Annotated in this window: 19 protein-coding genes; 11 read left to right on the forward strand and 8 right to left on the reverse strand. The window is 39.1% G+C overall.

Annotated features, from left to right (window positions below; genetic code table 11):
- The first annotated feature begins 82 nt into the window (after positions 1–82).
- Positions 83–718, forward strand: coding sequence for an FKBP-type peptidyl-prolyl cis-trans isomerase (locus tag H8S90_RS22075; protein WP_187339951.1), 636 nt, complete (start codon positions 83–85; stop codon positions 716–718).
- 174 nt (positions 719–892) lie between these two features.
- Here H8S90_RS22075 and H8S90_RS22080 read toward each other — a convergent pair whose 3' ends face one another.
- The 4 genes from H8S90_RS22080 to H8S90_RS22095 all read right to left on the reverse strand — a co-directional run bounded on the left by H8S90_RS22080 (position 893) and on the right by H8S90_RS22095 (position 3,074).
- Entirely contained in the window at positions 893–1,441 is a 549-nt protein-coding gene (locus tag H8S90_RS22080; protein WP_187339952.1) for a hypothetical protein, read from the reverse strand.
- 190 nt (positions 1,442–1,631) lie between these two features.
- The gene (locus H8S90_RS22085) at positions 1,632–2,015 is read right to left on the reverse strand and encodes a hypothetical protein (RefSeq protein ID WP_187339953.1); all 384 of its coding nucleotides are present in this window, start codon (positions 2,013–2,015) and stop codon (positions 1,632–1,634) included.
- A 66-nt stretch (positions 2,016–2,081) separates the two neighbouring features.
- Positions 2,082–2,408, reverse strand: coding sequence for a DUF6122 family protein (locus tag H8S90_RS22090; protein WP_187339954.1), 327 nt, complete (start codon positions 2,406–2,408; stop codon positions 2,082–2,084).
- A gap of 69 nt (positions 2,409–2,477) precedes the next feature.
- A complete protein-coding gene (locus H8S90_RS22095) occupies positions 2,478–3,074 on the reverse strand; it encodes a hypothetical protein (protein ID WP_187339955.1) in 597 nt (198 codons plus the stop codon).
- Between the two features lie 146 nt (positions 3,075–3,220).
- Between H8S90_RS22095 and H8S90_RS22100 the strand changes: the two genes are divergently transcribed.
- A complete protein-coding gene (locus H8S90_RS22100) occupies positions 3,221–3,829 on the forward strand; it encodes a hypothetical protein (protein ID WP_187339956.1) in 609 nt (202 codons plus the stop codon).
- A 29-nt stretch (positions 3,830–3,858) separates the two neighbouring features.
- Here the strand turns inward: H8S90_RS22100 and H8S90_RS22105 are convergent, their stop codons facing one another.
- Positions 3,859–4,269: a DUF1801 domain-containing protein gene (locus H8S90_RS22105; protein ID WP_187339957.1), complete on the reverse strand. Its 411-nt coding sequence runs from the start codon at positions 4,267–4,269 to the stop codon at positions 3,859–3,861.
- Between the two features lie 142 nt (positions 4,270–4,411).
- On the opposite strand from H8S90_RS22105, the gene H8S90_RS22110 reads away from it, so the two are divergent.
- The 6 genes from H8S90_RS22110 to H8S90_RS22135 all read left to right on the forward strand — a co-directional run bounded on the left by H8S90_RS22110 (position 4,412) and on the right by H8S90_RS22135 (position 15,503).
- Positions 4,412–7,120: a cation-transporting P-type ATPase gene (locus H8S90_RS22110; RefSeq protein ID WP_187339958.1), complete on the forward strand. Its 2,709-nt coding sequence runs from the start codon at positions 4,412–4,414 to the stop codon at positions 7,118–7,120.
- A 181-nt stretch (positions 7,121–7,301) separates the two neighbouring features.
- A complete protein-coding gene (locus H8S90_RS22115) occupies positions 7,302–8,132 on the forward strand; it encodes a universal stress protein (protein WP_187339959.1) in 831 nt (276 codons plus the stop codon).
- Between the two features lie 3 nt (positions 8,133–8,135).
- On the forward strand, positions 8,136–9,392 hold the full coding sequence (locus H8S90_RS22120) for a DUF5690 family protein (protein WP_187339960.1): 1,257 nt from the start codon (positions 8,136–8,138) through the stop codon (positions 9,390–9,392).
- Positions 9,393–9,536: 144 nt separating this feature from the next.
- Positions 9,537–10,172, forward strand: a complete 636-nt coding sequence (locus H8S90_RS22125) for a hypothetical protein (protein ID WP_187339961.1) — start codon at positions 9,537–9,539, stop codon at positions 10,170–10,172.
- A gap of 121 nt (positions 10,173–10,293) precedes the next feature.
- Positions 10,294–12,825, forward strand: coding sequence for a heavy metal translocating P-type ATPase (locus H8S90_RS22130; protein WP_187339962.1), 2,532 nt, complete (start codon positions 10,294–10,296; stop codon positions 12,823–12,825).
- A gap of 203 nt (positions 12,826–13,028) precedes the next feature.
- Positions 13,029–15,503 carry a TonB-dependent receptor domain-containing protein gene (locus tag H8S90_RS22135; protein ID WP_187339963.1) on the forward strand — a complete coding sequence of 825 codons (2,475 nt, stop codon included), beginning with the start codon at positions 13,029–13,031 and terminating at the stop codon, positions 15,501–15,503.
- 44 nt (positions 15,504–15,547) lie between these two features.
- Here the strand turns inward: H8S90_RS22135 and H8S90_RS22140 are convergent, their stop codons facing one another.
- A complete protein-coding gene (locus H8S90_RS22140) occupies positions 15,548–15,922 on the reverse strand; it encodes a DUF423 domain-containing protein (protein WP_187339964.1) in 375 nt (124 codons plus the stop codon).
- A 140-nt stretch (positions 15,923–16,062) separates the two neighbouring features.
- On the opposite strand from H8S90_RS22140, the gene H8S90_RS22145 reads away from it, so the two are divergent.
- Positions 16,063–16,674 carry a DedA family protein gene (locus tag H8S90_RS22145; protein ID WP_187339965.1) on the forward strand — a complete coding sequence of 204 codons (612 nt, stop codon included), beginning with the start codon at positions 16,063–16,065 and terminating at the stop codon, positions 16,672–16,674.
- A gap of 19 nt (positions 16,675–16,693) precedes the next feature.
- On the forward strand, positions 16,694–17,233 hold the full coding sequence (locus H8S90_RS22150; protein ID WP_187339966.1) for a dihydrofolate reductase family protein: 540 nt from the start codon (positions 16,694–16,696) through the stop codon (positions 17,231–17,233).
- A gap of 37 nt (positions 17,234–17,270) precedes the next feature.
- Here the strand turns inward: H8S90_RS22150 and H8S90_RS22155 are convergent, their stop codons facing one another.
- Positions 17,271–18,275: an LLM class flavin-dependent oxidoreductase gene (locus tag H8S90_RS22155; protein WP_187339967.1), complete on the reverse strand. Its 1,005-nt coding sequence runs from the start codon at positions 18,273–18,275 to the stop codon at positions 17,271–17,273.
- Positions 18,276–18,613: 338 nt separating this feature from the next.
- On the opposite strand from H8S90_RS22155, the gene H8S90_RS22160 reads away from it, so the two are divergent.
- On the forward strand, positions 18,614–19,570 hold the full coding sequence (locus tag H8S90_RS22160; RefSeq protein WP_187339968.1) for an endo-beta-N-acetylglucosaminidase H: 957 nt from the start codon (positions 18,614–18,616) through the stop codon (positions 19,568–19,570).
- A gap of 3 nt (positions 19,571–19,573) precedes the next feature.
- Here H8S90_RS22160 and H8S90_RS22165 read toward each other — a convergent pair whose 3' ends face one another.
- Positions 19,574–20,719 (reverse strand): metallophosphoesterase, encoded by a 1,146-nt coding sequence (locus tag H8S90_RS22165; RefSeq protein WP_187339969.1) that lies wholly within the window; start codon positions 20,717–20,719, stop codon positions 19,574–19,576.
- Positions 20,720–20,942 lie beyond the last annotated feature (223 nt).

Raw genomic sequence — 20,942 nt, forward strand, 5'->3', positions numbered from 1 at the left:
AAAACACTGTAGCATTAACGTCATTCGTTTCGTTTAGACAATGCCATATATAAAATGCAGCAAAAAATAAACAATAGTAAACATGAAACACATCAACAAACTCCTTTTTTTAATTTTTGGTACTATCATTCTATTAACTGCCTGTAACAAGAATGATGATTTTGATCGTATAGCAGAAGAACAGGCACGTCAGGACTCCATCGAAAATGCTCGTAGAAAAAAATTAATCGAAGAGCAAGCACCGTTGCTTAAAGCGTATGTAGAAGATCCTCAAAATGAATTTAATAATCCCGTATTAGATACTACAACCGGTATTTGGTTTGAAGTACTTCAACCCGGACAACAAGATTCTTATACTTATAAATTAGGAGCTAATGGTTTAATTGCACCAAACATAGAAGTTAAATACAAAGGGCAATTACTTAACGGAACGGTATTTGACGAAACAGACGAAACATCAACAAACGAAACACTAAAAATCAGTTTAGCCCAGGTTATTCTAGCGTGGCAATTTGCCTTCCTACCCCAGAGTATAGATCATAACGGCCAGAGTTTCCCAGTCAATGGTTTGTCTCAACATGGATTAAAAAAAGAATCGAAAATTCGCTTCGTTACACCATCCCCTTGGGGTTATGATACTGATGCAAGAGATAAAATTCCTGCAAATTCTCCCCTGGTTTTTGAGATAGAGGTTGTAGACATCGGCGATTCAATGTAAACAATGGTTATTTCAGTGTTAATACATTAGACTCCCTTCCAAAACGGTTTTTTAAGGTTAAATAGCTAGAAGGGAACCGTTTTGGAACTTTAATGAATGTTTTTAGAGCTAATGTTTTCCAACAACAGACCGAATGAACTATGTACGTAATAAAGGTTTATCACAACATATCGACTAAGTTTCTGCCTTCAACGATGCCGCAACCCGCTTAATGAACAGATAATTGGCAGACCCTCCTATTACTGCACCCACAATCGGCACCAACCTACTTGTCGTTTTAGCTCCCATGTTTAACATCAATTTCTCTGCAACTTCCTCCATCGCTTTTTTGGTAACGGTTATACCTGTATTGCCCTTCAATGAATCGGTCAGCATAGCGAAAAATTCATCAAATCGCATTTGATAATTTCCCGTTTTGCTATAAGTCACAGCAAGATTAACCCTAAATTGCTGCGCAATAACATTCGCCATATCCAACGGCACACCCACAGCGATAGTGGAAATCCCCCCTACCCCTGTTATAACACCTGAACCAGCAGCCAAAAAGGCACACTGATTAATAAATTTATCGAGCCCTAACTGATCAACTCCTTTTTTTATACCCAGTTGATCAATTTTATCAAATATGTGTCGAAAAATATCGACTGAAAACTGATGGGCGCCGGTATTGAATCTTCCTTTTATCTTTTTAAAACTGATATGGGGTAACTTTAATTTACGCATACATATGCCTCTAAACACTAACCTTCTTTTACAAACTTAGCTAAATTGCCTTTTATATGCAATATAATCGCGTTGCATATACAAGTGATTTATCGGTCTCTCCTCTGCCATTGAATATTTATTTTATAGAGGAAATTTACTTAAAAACTCCCAAGGGGCAAAACACATAGCGATCTCAGAAAAAACGTTGTTATGGATTACCTTTTTTAAAACGCATACCGCATGCCTCAATGCAAGGAGGACTTAAAGTTAACGTTTTACCTACTAGCTCATACCAATAAAGCGTAGTTTGCTCATCCGTTGAATTGGTAATCTCCATATAACTGTCGCCTTTTATGCTAAAGGCCACCATATCCCCAAAAAAGTTACTTTTTATAGTTCCGTCTTCATTAAAAATAATATACTTATCGGTGTTTTTGGAAACTGGCTGCCATCTACCACTACCATCACCCGGATCGGCTAACTCTTCCGTTAATTGCCACCTCCCGTAAATACTGGTCGGTGCGGTAGCTTCTTTACTACATTTATAAAAAATAAAGGCCAAAAACAATAGGTAAAGTGTTGATTTATACATAATTGATTTATTTGTTTCAATTAACGGAATTAAGGCCAAATTCGCTACAATATCGATCTAAGTTAGCTAACGCGACCATAAGCAGTCTTGAAAGTCAGTTAGCATATGAAAAAGCAAGCCGGTCGCTACAATACGTGTTTTAGCGAAAAATAAGCCTATAATATATATGCCAATCGCCGGATAGCTATGCAGTAAATGGAACCCTACACTGCACCTATTCGGATCAAATATCGGATCAGCCAGCAAATGGTCTAGGTCGACCAACATGGTAGCTATCATAACTAACCAAGCTTTTTTCCACTCTTTTCTAAAAAACAACCAAGCGATTAAGCCGGGAAAAAGGAAATGCAAACTATAATGTACAGGCGCTTGCAATATATTCAGTATTTGCATATTTATTATTTTCCCAGACAATTTAACGAAAAGCGTACAATATTTACGACATTATTCTTTATCGCATAGTTAGTTCGGGCGAAATACAGAAAGAAAATGATAGGCCATTACGCGTTTGGATGCACCCAAGAAGCCATTTTTATCAGTAAACAACAGAGGCGCATTTTCTAAAAAAGCATAATAATCCATGTTCATTAACGCCAAGTAGGCTGTCAACCAGCACAAAACGAGGTGTAATTCACGATTATTTGTCTTAAACATCTTAATAGCAGCTGTAAGATAATGTAATCCTGTTTGCCTAAGCTCCTCATTATTTGACAAGAGATGATCGACCGCGCTTAACAAACGATCAATTAGTAGCAGCCTTCCATGTGTGGATGCACAATCATACCTCATTGGACCATATTGGAAAGGTTCCTTACCTCCATTTATCAGAAATTTAAGTGTTGTGAAATTTAACGATAGCGCTTCCCGCTTTTTCCCGATATTATCCCACACCCGTGCTGTATTGATAGCAAGTAAGACCCTGTTTACACCAGCGGTCTGTAAGGGCGAATTTGTAGTGAAGGTATATGTTTGATCTTTAATAGGTGCCTGACTTGTTTTAATGGCCAAATTTACTGCATCCGCTATTAAATCTTTGTCAAAAAGATTCGAAATAATCATTATATGGTATATTCTTTGTTAATTTTATAGCTTGTCTTATCTGTTATATTCAATAAAAAAGACTAGTGAGGTAAACAGGAAGTTGATGAAATTGTTCGATGAACAAATAAAAAGAGTTCAAATTCAATAGGAAAATATCTATAGGTATGTTAACAATCTTCCTCAAACGGTCAACTTATATCGTGTTTTTTGCTTTCACAAGCTTTATCCAGGCGTGCGGCCGTCAAACTTCCGTATCAGATGATTTTGAGTATGCGGTTATCCAGACGATTAATGCCTTTGGGGATAAAAATGAGCATACATTAAATAAATTAATTCATAAAGACGTGGGCTTAGCGGTTATTTTTAGAAATGGCGTGTTTGACCATTACCTTTTAACCGATAGCATTAATTTTAATCAACCGGTGCCAGACTATTTACCTTATCCAACGATCAAAAAACAGGTTCCGGCACTAAACTACTCAGACCTACCTATCTTTTCCTGTGACAGTCTGCAATGGAATAAGCATGGCTTATTTAGTGACACTGCACAATCTGATGGAAAGCTGTTGCAAACAGCTTTAAACTTGATAGCATATCGTGGAGACACCATTGAGAAACAGGAAATAGAGTCGATGAAGGCCTTGAAAAATAACAGTAGGAGGATTATCTTAGCGGCAGATCGAGACGAGGAGTTAATTTTCACATTAACCTTGATTAGTGGTAAGTGGTATCTAACTGGAATTGATCGTGCAGCTACGGATTGTAGCGCATAATGTGCCGACAAGCGTCAATCGTCTCGATTTTACTTTTTATGTATCAAAATCGAATAATGAATCATTTTCATTAAAATATTCGTATTAATATCTTTTAGTCTTTTAATATAAATGCAGTTCTTACCCATCTTATACTTTCCTAACTGCTGTAATAACTCTTCGCGGTTTTCGTAGTCATCGCATGACAGGTAAATAGAGATAGCCTTACTACGGGGAGAAAAACCAACCAGCGGAGCATCCCCCTCCCTTCCGCTAGCGTATTTATAATGGTAACTACCGAACCCGATAATAGATGTACCCCATATCCTTGGTTCAACCAGCAATTGCCTGCTGATAAGATCGATAATCTGATAGCTATCCTCTCTCTTTTCGGTATCACTGATTTTTTCAATAAATTCGTTGACACTTAGCTCAGCTTCTACTGTTTTATTCTTAGCCATAACCATTCATGTTTTCAATCCATCAAAAGTAACAGACTTTTAACAATTTCGGGCCCCTCCAATTAAAATTACATTAGAATTTAAGACCTGAGTTGTTTGTTCTATATTCTCTAGTTATTTTTAAAGTACTAAGGAATTAAAAATGACAAATAATAATACGCACCCAGTTCATCAATGGTTTGCTTTAGATATAGAAGAAGTTATCGCTGACATCGACACGAATTCGGTGCAAGGGCTATCGGAGCCAGAAGCTTCAAGCCGTTTAGAAAAATTTGGCCCAAATAAACTTCCAGAAAGAAAACAAGAACATCCAATCATTCGTTTTCTTAAACATTTTCATGATGTACTGATTTACGTTCTTTTTGCCGCTGCTATTATTACAGCGGTTTTGGGACATTATATTGACACCATTGTCATTGTTATCGTCGCTATAGTTAATGCCTGTATTGGATATTTTCAAGAAAACAAGGCAGAAAAAGCCCTGGAAAACATCAAAAAGATGTTATCACTTAAGGCAAAGGTCATCCGGGACAATGAACGAACAGAAATTCTTGCTACCGATCTTACTTTAGGCGACATCGTACTTTTAAGTCCTGGAGATAAAGTACCCGCCGACCTTAGACTTATCAGAGCCGATAACCTCAAAATCGAAGAATCACCGCTTACCGGTGAATCTGTCCCTTCCGAAAAGATAACAACGACACTAAATGCGGAAACTGTATTGGGCGACCAGAAAAATATGGCATTCACCAGCACCACGGTGAGCAGTGGTACAGGGATAGGTATTGTCGTCGCTATCGGAAAAGACACCGAAATAGGCAAGATTAATGAGATGATGACGAGCGTGGAAGAACTTACCACACCACTACTCAGGCAAACAGCTAAGTTTGGACAGACAGTCTCTTTTTTCACAGTATTTGTGGCTCTTGCGACTTTTCTCTTCGGGTATTTCTTAAGAAATTATGATACGGACGAACTGCTTATGTCTGTAATTGGACTGGCTGTAGCTGCAATCCCGGAAGGATTACCAGCAATTCTTTCCATCATATTGGCGATAGGCGTACAGAATATGGCCAAGAGACAAGCTATTATCCGCAACTTGCCCTCGGTGGAAACACTGGGTTCTGTTTCGGTGATCTGCTCAGACAAAACTGGAACATTGACTAAAAATGAAATGACGGTACAGTCTTTGGCCATTTACGATACTGACTTTACAGTAAGCGGCATTGGCTATTCTCCGGAAGGAAAAATTCTGAGCGATTTAACTGAGGTTGATGCGACAACAACTCCAGACTTAGAACGGCTGGTACATTGTTTTTATATTTGTAATGAAGCAACCCTCGGGAAAGACGAACGGGATAATTGGACGGTAAAAGGCGATCCGACCGAAGGCGCACTAATTACCTTATACCATAAAGCAAATACCCATACTCCAAAATATGAAAGACTTTCCACCGTTCCTTTTGATTCCGAATATAAGTATATGGCTACCCTAATAGCGGTAGAAGGAATGAATAAAAAGTTCATATACATTAAAGGTGCTCCAGATCGCCTGCTGGATATGTCGGATAGAGAGCAGCGTAGCGAAGCCACACAGCCTTTTAACCGGAACTATTGGCAGGATAAGATTTCTGAATTTGCACATGAAGGACAACGCGTAATTGGTGCTGCCTATAAGATAGTCGATCCAGACACCACACAGATTGACCATGAGGATGTTCAGAAAAATGTCGTGTTTCTAGGATTAGCTGGCATCATCGATCCCCCAAGAGAAGAAGCTATTGATGCTATAAAAATATGCAAAGAGGCTGGCATTACCGTAAAAATGATTACCGGAGACCACGTAGAAACCGCAAAGGCAATTGGCAAAACCATGGGTATTGGCGACGGAGCGCATGCCCTCGAGGGCAAGGATCTCGAGCAAATGGACGATGAAGCGCTCAAAAAAGCGGCATTACAATATAACATCTTTGCCCGGACGAGCCCTGAACATAAACTTCGCCTAGTGAACGCTTTACAGGCAAGTAACCTTATTTGTGCAATGACCGGTGACGGCGTAAATGATGCACCCGCTTTAAAGAAAGCAAACGTCGGCATTGCTATGGGAATCAAAGGCACTGAGGTTACAAAAGATGCCTCAGAAATGGTATTAGCTGACGACAACTTCAGTACAATTGTATCTGCTGTAAAAGAAGGTCGCAGGGTTTACGACAATTTAAAGAAAACCATTTTGTTCGTACTACCGACCAACGGCGCCGAAAGTTTTCTGATCATGGCTAGCATTATATTCGGAACCATGATGCCGCTCATACCTGTACAGATCCTTTGGGTTAATATGGTAACCTCTGTAACGGTATCCCTGGCATTAGCTTTTGAAAATATAGAAAAAGGCACGATGAAAAGATCTCCTCGCCCCGTAAACACCCCACTGCTCAGCAATTATTTCATCTGGCGCATATTATTGGTATCAGTCCTTATCGGCGGAGGTACGCTATGGTTAAGTGTCATCCTGCTGAATAAAGGGTTTAGCGAAGATCTTGTTCGCACGATTACGCTGCAAACCATTGTCATAACCCAATTGTTCCACCTGTTCAATTGTAGAAGCATTAGAGGTTTCGCCATCAATCGTTGGTTTTTCACTAATAAAGCATTATATATAGTTGGCATATTGTTATTTATTTTCCAATTTTTTATAACGTATTCGCCCTTTATGAATCGGATATTTGGAACAGTACCCTTGGCAGTTTCAGACTGGGTATATCCTTATATTCTAGGAATTGCAGTTTTTATCATTATCGAAATAGAGAAAACGATTATGCGAAAGTTAAGCGCACCTTCATCGGGGAACTGAACCAGTCGTTTACACAGTCGCAGCGTTTATCCATCTTGTTTTTATCGGTGTTCGTGAATGTCAAGCATTTTATCTAAGTTTGTTATAGCGTGCAATAAAAAATCTATTTGAAAGCAGTATTTCACTCCATTGGAAAATGGCTGAATAAATAAATGGTAAGATTTATATTAATATTTATCACATGAAAACACTCTTGGCTACAACAGATTTTTCTGAAAATTCCAAAGGAGGAATTCGCCTATCCATATATTTGGCGCAATTAACTGATTTTAAACTACGGTTTATATACGTTTCTCCGTTAATTGCCAAGATTAGCAAACCTCCGAAAAAAGATAAGGCCGTTTATGATGACCTAATTGAAAAATTAAAACAATTTGTGGCCGAAGTTTATAAGGAGATGAAGATAGCACCATTTCAGGAAGAAGATTACGTTGTTATAGAAGGAGCAAAAGCAGACAGTTCCCTTTTGCATTATTGCGAGGAGCAAGAAGACATCTCCTATATCTGTATCAGTACCATCGGCGCCAGTGGTCTTGGGAAATTTTTGGGAACCATTGCGAGCCATTTAATCTCAAAATCTCCGATTCCCATTTTAATTGCACCTGCCAACTACCAACCTCAACCGATAAATTTACTCTTATATGCTACTGATCTTAAGAATTATTCAGATGAAATTAAACAAGTAGTCGCTTTTGCCAAACCACTCCAAGCAAAGGTAGAAGCCTTGCATCTGGTGTCCCTACAAGCCCAAGCCCCTGACGAAGAGACTATCAAAATGCTGCAAGAAACCGTAAATTATAAAGTGGATTTTCAGATCAAAGAAAAAGATATTGTATCACCAATGATTGATCACTTGAAGAAACAAATAGCATTACAAAAGCCGTCTATGTTGATTTTATTTACAGACCAGCACCGCTCCCTCTTTCAAAAGATTTTCTTGTCCAGTCTGTCAGAAGACCTCACTTTTCAGCCGACCATCCCAATGCTTATCTTCAATAAATATTTGGAATAAACGATGCTTAGAAGCAAATGGCAAACCAGTATTTATGCGGCCGTGATTGTGTTTCTTGCCTATACCATGATTTTTGGCTTTCGTAAATCTTTCACTGTTGCTACATTTGACGGCATTACAGTTGCTGGTTACAGCTATAAAACCATATTGGTTATCAGCCAAGTGATAGGCTATATGCTTGCCAAGTTTTATGGCGTAAAGTATATTTCTGAACTGAAGCGTACCGGCAGGGGCACCATCATACTAATACTAACTGGTATTGCTTGGCTTAGCTGGTTATGCTTCGCCATTGTACCACTACCTTATAATATTGTTTTTCTTTTTGTAAATGGTTTTCCATTAGGTATGTTATGGGGAGTTGTGTTCTCATATATCGAAGGGCGTAGAGGAACAGACTTTATTGGTGCGGCTCTTGCCGTTAGTTTTATTTTTGCTTCAGGATTTGCTCGTTCTGCGGGTGGTTGGCTAATGTTAAAGTTTCACCTATCTCAATTTTGGGTACCTTTTTATACGGGACTTTTATTTGCTGTTCCCCTTATTACCTTTGTTTATCTGATGGAAAAAATTCCTCCACCAGACGCTGACGACATTACTGACAGAACGGAACGTAAACCCATGAGTGCCGCCCAACGTAAGACTTTTCTACGATCTTTTTATCCCGGTCTTACCGCTTGTATTATCATTTATACATTTGCCACCATTTTCAGAGACATACGTGATAATTTTGGTGCCGAGATGTGGAAAGAATTGGGATATTTTGACCAGCCAGCGATTTTCTCCAAAACAGAAACACCAATAACGCTTATCATTCTAATCATTATAGGTAGTATGGTAATGATTCGAAATAACTATCGAGCACTGATCGTTACGCATTTCTTAATAGCTATTGGTTTCCTGTTGGCTGGATTAGCAACTGTAGCCTATTTATACACTTACCTATCACCTTTATGGTGGATGATCTATACCGGTTTAGGTTTATATATGGTTTACATTCCATTCAATGCTATTTTCTTTGAACGATTGATTGCCACTTTTAAATATACAGGAAACGTAGGCTTCTTAATCTACCTGGCTGACTCATTTGGATACACTGGCAGTGTAGGCGTGTTGTTCTCAAAAGAGATTTTTCATCTTCAACTTAACTGGGTAACTTTTTTTTCCAATAGTATTCTGATATTATCCACCTTCGGTATTTTATTAACAGCATTTTCTGCTTGGTATTTTAGAAATAAATACCAGAACATGTCAAAACTTTCTTAGTTTTATTTCGTCCAATATTTTCCCTGCACCGTATTGTCGATGTTCACGCCTATCTCTCGGTTATTTTTATGATAACTCCTACTGCGTCCGCAATAAAAACCTTGAACTATTCTTAATGATCAGAGAGATGGCATCTATTAAGCCATGCATACCGGTGAAAAATACTATTTTTATTCTTCAAGAAACATTTTAAAAGAAAAAGCGGAGAGAAATATGTTGAAATCCTTGTTATACCTAACCATATTTGTATTAGCGATGTCGTGCCAAAATAACACTACAGAACATGCTTCGTCCACAGATGATTCTATACGTAGAGCGACTTATATACAAGACAAAAAAGATTCAATCAAAAGAATAAGAAAATATATACTTGATAGTATTGGTGTTTCCTATAAAGAAGCAGGATTCAAGAATTATTGTGATGCGCTTTTACAAGACGAATACCTTTATCTAGCAGCAACGTGTATCGCTGAAGAGGAAGAACAATTTGATGAGTACGCCCGTATGGATCTCGAGTCGTCTACATATCAAAAGTTTCGCAGCCAATGGCTAAAAGAAAATGATTTAGACAGTTCTAAGTTTGAACGTGATAGAGAAACTGAATTGGCTGACCTTGAAAGTTTCTGTAGAAAACAGATTGTTCTCCACTTAAATGATCTTAAGCCAAAAATTATACAACTGATCAAAACAAACGGAACAGACCTCGATTATAATTTTTTAATCAATTATTTCAAAAACAACACTAAAACAACCACACCAATAAGTAAAGGAGAAACGTAAAAAAACAGAACCGTTCAACAGTTCCATAAATATTATAACGAATACCCTAAATTATATGACGACAAAAGCTTAAGTTACAGTACCTTTGTATAGTATCCTTATATGTGAAAATTTAGGCTTTATGATACATACTTATCAAATAACAGGAATGAGCTGTGATGGCTGTCGTATTAAAGTTGAAAATGCATTAAATAGGATACCAGAAATTTCTGCTGTGGTTACGTTGGTCCCGCCCGAAGCAAAAATTACCATGAAACAACACGTTTCCCTGCAAAAGTTACAACACGTTTTATCTGAGGCAGGTGATTACACTATAACAAATATCGAGACGCATCCCTCGCACCATGAAAAAAGCTCCCATAAGAAAGAGCAATCACATAAAAAACAAGAGGGACCTGTCAACAATAGTTCAAAGAAAACTGACGGTAAATACTATTGTCCGATGCACTGTGAAGGAGAAAAAACATATGATAAACCGGGAAACTGCCCAGTTTGCGGTATGCATTTAGTGCAACAACCTTCAGTACAAAAAGACGCTTCATATACTTGCCCCATGCATCCGGAAATCATGCGAGATCAACCTGGTGCATGTCCGATTTGTGGGATGGACTTGGTACCCATTCACGGAGAGGAAGAAGATGATAAAAACTATAGCTTATTAACTCGAAAATTTAAAATTGCTGCCATTTTCACCGTTCCCATTTTCATTATCGCTATGTCAGAGATGATCCATGGTAACCCTTTATTTAATATAATGGACCTCTACTATTGGAACTGGGTGCAATTGATTCTTTCTTTACCTGTAATTTTTTATGCAACTTGGATGTTTTTTGAGCGGGCGTGGCATTCAATCGTAAGCTGGAATCTCAATATGTTTACACTTATTGGAATGGGAGCTGGCATGGCGTGGCTCTTTAGTATGATTGCCTTGTTTTTCCCCAATATATTTCCTGACCAATTTAAAACGCATCATGGTACAGTATACGTCTATTTTGAAGCTGCTACTGTCATACTCACATTAGTACTGCTTGGTCAACTCTTAGAAGCACGTGCACACGGAAAAACCAATAGTGCTATAAAAGAACTATTGAAGTTGGCTCCAAATAAAGCCACTAAAATTATTAATGGTGAAGAAAGGGAAGTAACTGTTGATGACATACAGGAAAACGATTTGCTACGGGTAAAACCCGGCGAAAAAATACCCGTCGATGGTAGTATTAAGGAAGGTTCAGCTAATATTGACGAGTCGATGATTACGGGCGAACCCATTCCTATTGATAAAAAAGCGGGTGATAAAGTTAGCTCTGGTACTATTAACGGTAATAAATCATTCATCATGATTGCCGAAAAAGTCGGATCGGAAACCCTCCTCTCCCGGATCATCGAGATGGTGAATGTTGCCAGTCGCTCTAAGGCACCCATTCAAAAGCTGGCCGATAAAATTTCGGGGTACTTTGTGCCTATTGTTGTATTGATCGCTCTCCTAACATTTATAATATGGGGAGTATACGGGCCAGACCCCTCCTACGTATATGCATTTGTAAACGCTATCGCCGTATTGATAATAGCTTGTCCCTGTGCCCTAGGACTGGCCACTCCCATGTCTGTGATGGTTGGTGTAGGAAAAGGAGCGCAGGCTGGTGTACTTATAAAAAATGCCACATCTCTGGAAAAAATGAATACTGTGGATGTCATTGTTATTGACAAAACAGGTACGATTACAGAGGGAAAACCTTCTGTAGAAAAAGTAATAAGTGTAGATGCAAATTTTTCGGAAAATGACATTTTACAACGTATTGTTTCCTTGAACAACCATAGTGAACATCCCCTGTCGCAGGCTACGGTGCGCTACGGTAAGGAAAGAAATATCGTTCTAAAACCTGTTGCTAATTTTGAAGCTGTTATCGGGAAAGGAGTAACAGGCACATTAGAAGATACGGCACTTGCTTTAGGAAATGAACAATTAATGACACAAGTAAAGGCTAAATTGTTGCCGAACCTTCGTAAACAGGTCGAAGAGGAACAAAAAGCCGGTAAAACCGTTTCCTATTTTGCCATTGAAAACCAAGCTGTTGGTTTTATCGTCATTTCAGATAAAATCAAGCAATCAAGCAAAAGTGCTATAGAAAGATTACAGCAAGAAGGTTTAAAAGTATTCATGTTTACCGGAGATAATGAAGACACCGCCAAATCGGTAACTAAAACTCTAAATCTGGATGGGTATAAAGCTCAGATGCTCCCGGAAGATAAGCTAAATGAGATTATACGTCTACAGGAAACAGGAAAAAAAGTAGCTATGGCTGGAGACGGTATAAACGATGCTCCAGCATTATCTCAAGCCGATGTGGGCATCGCTATGGGCACAGGAACAGATGTAGCTATTGAAAGCGCTGCAATAACCCTAGTAAAAGGAAATCTTATCGGTATTGTCAAAGCACGATTATTGAGCACTAAAGTGATGCGTAATATAAAAGAAAATCTGTTCTTTGCACTTGCCTATAACGTATTGGGTATTCCGATAGCTGCCGGCATCCTGTATCCATCGTTTGGACTCTTACTTTCTCCCATGATCGCTGCATTAGCTATGAGTTTCAGCTCCGTATCGGTTATAATCAATTCCTTACGTCTCAGAGAGACCAAGTTGGAAGACTGACTATCTCCATTCTCATTGGAGATTTTTTTGTATTTACCATGCAACATTGTGTAAAAGGCGGCATCTCTTAATTATAATGATTAAGGACAACGTTTACCTAGAAAAAAGCTGTGTTTACCGAGAAGTCTACCAAGTTTACCTAAACCGTATTCTGTAGATGTTTTGCTAGCAATACCTTTGAGCTATAAACAAACATATAAATCATGAAAGCCATTCATACAATAAGCCCTACCATTTGCTCAAAACATCCTTTAATTACCGGTTTCTGTTGCCTGTTCAGTATTCTACTTTTCTTCATCAGTCCTACAGTTGCACAGGAAACAACAGCAACCATTAACGGAACAGTAAAAGACGAAACGTCACATCCAATAGATTTCGCCACCGTTTCCTTATTAAAGGCAACCGACTCCTCCTATATCCGTTCAGCATATGCAGATGAGAAGGGTTTATATTCCCTTTCTGCAGAAAAAGAAGGCAAGTATATCCTGATGGCTTCTATGATGGGATACCGTAAAAATTATCAAAACATTGAGGTTGCTAAAGAACAAAAACAAGTAGCTGCACCAGATTTGGTCTTAAGCATGGAAGCACAGTCTCTCGGTGAAGTTACCGTAACCGCTCAACTTCCTCCTGTTGAACGGAAAGATGGTGCACTGGTTGTCAACGTCGAGAATTCCGCCTTAGCGGCTGGCAACACCGCATTGGATATTTTACAACGGTCGCCCGGGGTAACGGTTGACCGAGATGGAAACATTAGCTTAATGGGTAGGCAAGGGGTAATTGTGATGATCGATGGTAAACAAACTTATCTCTCCGCCGAGCAACTAGCCAATTTACTCCGTTCCATGGATGGCAGCAATATACAATCAATCGAACTAAACACCAACCCATCGGCCAAATACGATGCGGCAGGTACAGCTGGCATCATTAATATTAAACTCAAAAAAAACAAAATGGAAGGTACCAATGGTACCGTCAACCTCAGTGGTGGCTACGGACAAACGCATAAAAGCAACCAGTCCTTACAAGTCAATCATAAAACAGGCAAGGTCAATCTTTTCGCTTCTTACGGATACACCAACAACCGTTTCATTAGAGATCTAGATCTTTATAGAACAATCGGTCAGGAATCGGGAGTAAGAGTATTTGATCAGGCTTTACACTGGGATAATCGAAGAGCTAGCCATAACGCACGTATGGGTATCGATTATCAAACCAGTGAACGAAATACGATCAGCGCGCTGGCTTCTGGTTTTTTCCTGGATGGTAAAGACGATCTGCAAAGCGCAAATCTCATCTCGGGCTTAAACGGACCGATTGATTCCTCTTTGATAACCGATAATAGTGGAACTAACCGGTACAATAACCTATCGTTTAATTTAAACAATACCTTTAACATTGATACTAATGGTAGAAAGCTAGCTGCTGAAATTGACATATCACGCTTCAACGACAAAACAGTACACTATTATGATAACTATTTTTACAATGCAGCGGGCAATGAATTACGCGATCCGGAATTTATCTTAAACGATATGCCCTCTATTATCGACATACAAACCGCTAAAATAGATTATACCCATCCGTTCAATAAGGATAGTAAATTAGAGGTAGGTGGAAAATACGGAAGCGTAAAAAGTGACAACGACATGGCTTTCTTGATATTGAATAACGGGAATTGGGAAAACAACACGGGCATGTCTAATCATTTTATATACACAGAAAGAGTTTCGGCAGCATATGCCATTTATAGCCAGCAGATAAATAACACCGAGATTAAAGCTGGGTTACGTATGGAACATACTTACTCTGATGGAAATTCCATCACATTAAATACACGTAATAAAAGAGATTATACCAATCTTTTTCCCAATTTATCGATCAATCAAAAACTAACAGATAATCATCAATTGGGTATATCGTATAGCAGAAGGATTAATCGTCCAAACTACGGTAACCTGAATCCATTTTTATACTATGTTGACCCATACAGTTACCAACAGGGAAACCCTTTCTTGAATCCTTCTTTCACAAACGCCTACGAGTTAACATACACCCTATTCAAGCATTATAACATCACAGCTGGATATCAGCAAACGAATGATATGGTGGGAGAAGTGATGTATCAAAATGACGAAACCAATGTATTGCTAATCACGCAGGAAAACATAGCAAAAGAGCGGGTTTACTCTTTAAATCTAAATATCCCAATATCGGTAGGCAAAGTATGGAGCAGCAACACCAACATTCATAACTTTTATATGGGTTATAAGGCCGATATAGCTAATGCCCCCATCGACTTCGGTAAATTTGCAGTCCAGGTAAACAGTAATCATACCTTTAATATTACGGAAAGCCTCAAACTGGAGGCAACCGCACAATATCAGTCTCCTTTACGTTGGAGTATTTATCAGATTGGCACATCATGGGGAATAGATCTTGGTATTAACAAATCATTTTGGGACAAGCGTGCACAGATCAAACTGGCTGTTACCGACATCTTCAATACCAGGCCCAATGACGTACATACAGACTATAATAATCTGAATGTCCGGATCTTCAACCAGTATGAAAGCAGAGTGGGCCGCATTACCTTTACTTATAACTTTGGAAATCAAAAATTAAAGACCTCTCAACGCGATTTGGATAGTAGTGAAAAAAACAGGGTAGGTAAGTAAACCACCTTGAGGTGTGCGTGGTGTTTTTCTCAAAGTTTGTTTTTTTAGCTTATAACGACTTGGTATAACAGCAAAAACCACGCCCCTACCAACAGCAGTCCGCCAAGTGGCGTGACCGGCCCTAAAAACCTGAGCTTCTTGCCGAAGGCTGAGCTTAAACATAAACCGTAGATACTGAAAGAAAACAAGATTGTACCTAGAATAAACAAAATCGTAGTTACCTGAACCAATTCGGTTGACGCATCAACGATATGGCCAAATAACAATAATACAATGGCATGGTACATCTGGTACCTGACCCCCGTTTCAAAACTTTGCTGCTGTTCCACAGTGAACTTTTTTTTTAAGGCATGCGCACCAAAGGCGCCAAGAATAACGGCAAGCAAGCCAAAGGCTGCCCCAAAAATCTGTGCTATCATATTTCTATTTTTAAATCTTAAAATTAGCGAATCTTATTATCTTTAACGGTATAAAAAAATCTAAGCCTTGAAAAATACGCTTATAGGTTCAATGCGGCCATAAATATACTTTTTCCTGGTTATGATATAACACATTGGATATGCTGGATGCCAAATCCTTAATAGATTACGGAGGACTAATTTTAATTGTGCTGTCTGTTTATGCACAAACCGGATTCTTCTTCTGTTTCTTTGTACCTAGCGGTGGACTGATGTTTACTGCCGGAATATTAATCGCAAGCGGTCATTATAACTATAATATATGGTTTGTTTGCCTGTTACTGACCTTAGCCGCGGCAGCAGGTAATGCTACAGGTTATTGGTTTGGCAACCGTACAGCTCACCTATTGCTTAAGCGGAAAAATTCGCGGTTCTTTAAGAAGCACTATCTGTTATCTGCAGAGAATTTCTATCACAAATATGGTGCCGTAGCCTTAATAGTGGGATTATTTCTACCAATTATACGAACTTTCGCTCCAATTGTATCGGGGATGATCAGACTGAATTTTTACCGCTTCCTGTTATTTACAAGCATTGGCTCAATCACTTATGTCTTTAGTTTCGTATTAGCGGGGTATCTTACCGGTAAGATGCCTTTTCTAAAACCTTATCTAACCTATTTTGTTGTACTTTTTCTATTGTTGGTTACAACGCCGATCATTATTCGTATTATACGGACCTTGAAGCAAGGTGTTAATGATCACAAGAACTGAACGATATAATTAATTAAAAATGGCTGAGTTAACTTATTATGTTGCTAGTACGGTCGATCATTTTATTGCAGGACCTAACGGAGAGGCAGACGCTTCGCTTTTCTTTTACGAAGGGGATCACGTGTCTGACTTTTTATCTTTTATACAGAAGTGTGCCGGGGTATTGATGGGATCCAATACTTATGAATTTGGCTTTCAGTTCGGCTTATCGCCCGGAGAGCCATCTTACAAAGGGGTAAAACACTATATTTTCTCCAGCTCACTTAGCTTTGAATCTAATGACGATGTACAACTTATCAGTGGAAATGCTATCGATTATGTTAAAGAACTTAAAGCCAACACCGAAGGAACTTTATGGCTGTGCGGAGGCGGAGGACTTGCTGGAAGCTTATTGGACGCTGGCTTGCTCGACAAGCTCATTCTAAAGGTCAATCCGATTATCATCCAGCAGGGAATCCCTCTTTTTGGCGCTAGTGAGAGAAAAATTAAATTGACGTTACTCGATCTAAAGCATTATCAGAACGGTATAATACTTCCAACGTATAAGATCGACTATTAATAGCAAAGGGCGTCAAAATTTTAAACGCATTCAAGTCTTAATAGTTATCCTGCAAGGCTTCTTTCAGAATCGTAAATGATTGTAACCTTTTTTCTTGATCATAGATGTAGGAAGTAACCATCAGTTCATCGATATCGTGCTTAGCAATGAAGGTCGATAACTTCTCTTTAAGCGTATGGCTACTGCCGGCAAATGTACAGGCTGTCATTTTATTGACAGCATACTGAATTTCAGCGTTCCAATAAGGATTCAGGGAAGGGACAGGTGCTTGTAAAGGCTGTCGTACATCCGTTAATATCCCAATAAACATACGGTATAAACTGGTAGATAAAAAGTCTGCCTCTTCGTCTGTTTCTGCGGCAATTACGTTTACGCAGGCCATTACGTAAGGTTCCTTTAACTGTTCAGACGGCTGGAAGGTCTGTTTATATATTTTTACCGCAGCATCAAATTGCGCCGGAGCAAAATGTGAAGCAAACGCATAGGGCAAGCCTAATTTTGCGGCCAGATGTGCACTGTCTGTACTTGATCCCAGTATCCAAATCGGAATATCCAATCCTTCTCCCGGAAAAGCCCGCACTTTGCTATCAACGTTTTCGCTATCTAGAAACTGACGGAGCTCTTGCACATCGTCTGGAAACTGGTATGCAGCGTGCATATTATTTCGCCGTATAGCCATGGCTGTTAATTGATCAGTCCCCGGAGCTCTACCTAAACCTAAGTCAATACGACCGGGATAAAGTGTTTCTAAAGTACCAAATTGCTCAGCAACGATTAATGGCGTATGATTAGGCAACATGATCCCTCCGGAACCTACCCGAAGATGTTTGGTATTTCCGGCAACATGACCTATCAAAATGGCAGTAGCTGAGCTGGCAATATGTTCCATATTATGATGTTCCGCCAGCCAAACACGTTTATAACCTAAAGCTTCAATATGTTGGGCAACTGCTACAGTTTGGTCAATCGCTTTCCGCGCATCGCCTCCAGCTGTCACAACAGCCAACTCAAGTGCCGAAAGGGGGATCTGCTTTTTTTTCATTCGAATAATTTGTCTTTTAACGGTAATGAAGCTTGCATGAACAATTCTTTTATGCCCTTTTTGAGCGGCGGCCCATGCAGGCTTCAAAGCACAAAATTAAACTTCCAGCTCATCATCGAAGAATAACATCGTAATGGTACCGTCATAAATAAAACAATTCCTGAAATAGTTACAACACTTTCCATAAATATATAAAAAACGCATCTGGGATTGGGGCGTCCTGTAAACAGGTACGCATTTTAATTCGAAAATATTAGCATAAATTACCTTTTACAAAATCATCTTACGCACAAACAATTTGATTCATAATTTTATTTAAATAGTAAAAAATCAAAATTATGGACAAAAAATTATTTAATTTCAAGTGCTGGCCAATATTATCTTTATTGGCTATCGCTATTGCTTGTGAAAAAGGAGGGCAACTCCATCCCGTTGATAACGAAAACGATCCAGCAAACAAAGAAGGGCCTAAAAGTGTGGTTTATATCGAGGTAAACAACCATAACCTGCTTAATGCAGGTTCTTATACCTTAGCACAAAGCGGTAAACAATTATTTGATATAGCAATTGTATTTGCTTCAAATATAAACTACGATGCTGATCAGGAAAAGGCTGTTCTTCATCACAATGAAAATGTCACTCAAGTACTGGAAAATAGGAATGTTATTATAAAACCTTTGCAAGACAAAGGTATAAAAGTTCTCTTATCCATTCTCGGAAATCATCAAGGTGTTGGAATAGCTAATTTTACCAGTAGAAGTGCAGCACACAATTTTGCTTTACAACTGGCAGATGCTGTAAATGCTTATGATTTAGATGGAATCGACTTTGATGACGAGTATGCTAGATACGGTGAAAACGGGCAACCTGCTGCAAATGACAGCTCCTTCGTCATGCTAGTAGAAGAATTACGTCAGTTAATCCCCGATAAAATCATTTCCTTATATGACATTGGCCCAGCAGCGTCCAACACGGAATGGCAGGGCAAAAGAGCGGGCGACTATATCAACTATAGTTGGCAGGCCTATTACGGCAACTATGGAGCACCCAATATTGCTGGTTTAACGGATAAGAATAATTTGGGGCCTGCGGCGGTATGGATTCACCAACAACCATCAAGCGAAGCAAGCGCTGCTGCCCTTGCACAACGAACAATAGATGAAGAATATGGAATTTTCCTCTATTACGATTTACCACAAACGAATTCGTCTGCTTACCTCTCGTCCATTACCAATGTATTATATGGTGAAGGTACAGAGATGAGCGGAGATTCCTATCCCTGGCCAATACCCTAGTACTTATTGCACGGAGCATTCCCGATGAATTATTGGGATACGGAACTGTTCAAAAAGTTCCGTATCCCAATTTTTAAGCTGTAACGCATTCTTCGGTATCGTATAATATTGACCTATTAATTGTAATCCACCAGCTGTTTTCTCCATAGCAATCTTTAGAAAACCGTATCGATCATCGCAATAATTTTCTAACTGCACGCCATCGAAAACTGGGTCATCATCTTCCGCTAAATTATCGTCCGTTTGTGCTATTCGATGCAAATCGGCATATCCCCCTGCTCCTGCTACAATAAAAGGTACTGTTGTACCATCAGGATATTGCTTACTAAAACGCTGATAATTATGCACATGCCCACTAAAAACAATATCCGGTCTGACATCGGCCTCTAAAAAAGACGTTTCGAGAAATTGAATCATATTTTTACTGGAGCCGTGATTCGTGTCGGCGCTGTAAGGCGCATGATGTAAACATACAATCAATGCTTTGTTGGGTCTTTCTTTATTAGCCTCTTTTAAGCGATCTATAAACCAGCTCTTTTGTTCTTCCGGGATATATCCAAACTTCGGTATATTAGAATAAAGAGCGATGAAATTGGCCAAAGGGGTTTTTAATACCCAAAAGACATGCGGCTGTATCATACTTTTTCTCGTGCTTCCTCCTGAAAACGCAATCTCCCGCGGCTTCGTATCACAAAACACTTTTCTAAATGCGTATAGACTTTCGTACGGTCGTTCGGTTATGGGATTTATATCGGCATCATGATTACCCGCTAATGCAAAAATAGGTGCCGGATATATTTCGTAAGGCACAAAAAATTGTCTGGGATATTCCTGCACTTCTCCATGGTTATAGACAACATCACCCAAGTGGAAAAGAAAGGAGGGCACAGCACCTTTTTCACTACCATTATTTATTTGTAAAGCCAACTCATTGGCCACAAGTTGTTGAAAATCAGAATGTCTAAGGCTACCGGTATCACCAACCATATGAAACAGCATCCTGCTATCAATCGCCTGCACGTTTCCAGTCACCTGACTGATATCCAACTCGTATGGATAACTTCCGCTAGGTGTCGGCGCCTCTAAAAAATGCGACACATCCTGAGGAACTTCTTTTAAAAACAGGGGTTTATTTCGTACATCTATCATCCTTTATCCATTTAGCTGTGAACATTGCTATAGGGCACCCACTATTGAACGGAAGTGCTTTCAAATTTTCGACCTTTACGCCAAAAATAAGCGAATATATTTTTCTAAATGTTATCTAAATGTTAATTTACAATTAACAAACACCATATTTATCCTTTTGTCAACATAGTCTTCACGCCACTAACAAACAGTATTCCTTTTTGAATGTTGTACCAAGGAAGAT

It is taken from the genome of Olivibacter sp. SDN3 (assembly GCF_014334135.1).
Taxonomy (GTDB): Bacteria; Bacteroidota; Bacteroidia; order Sphingobacteriales; family Sphingobacteriaceae; genus Olivibacter.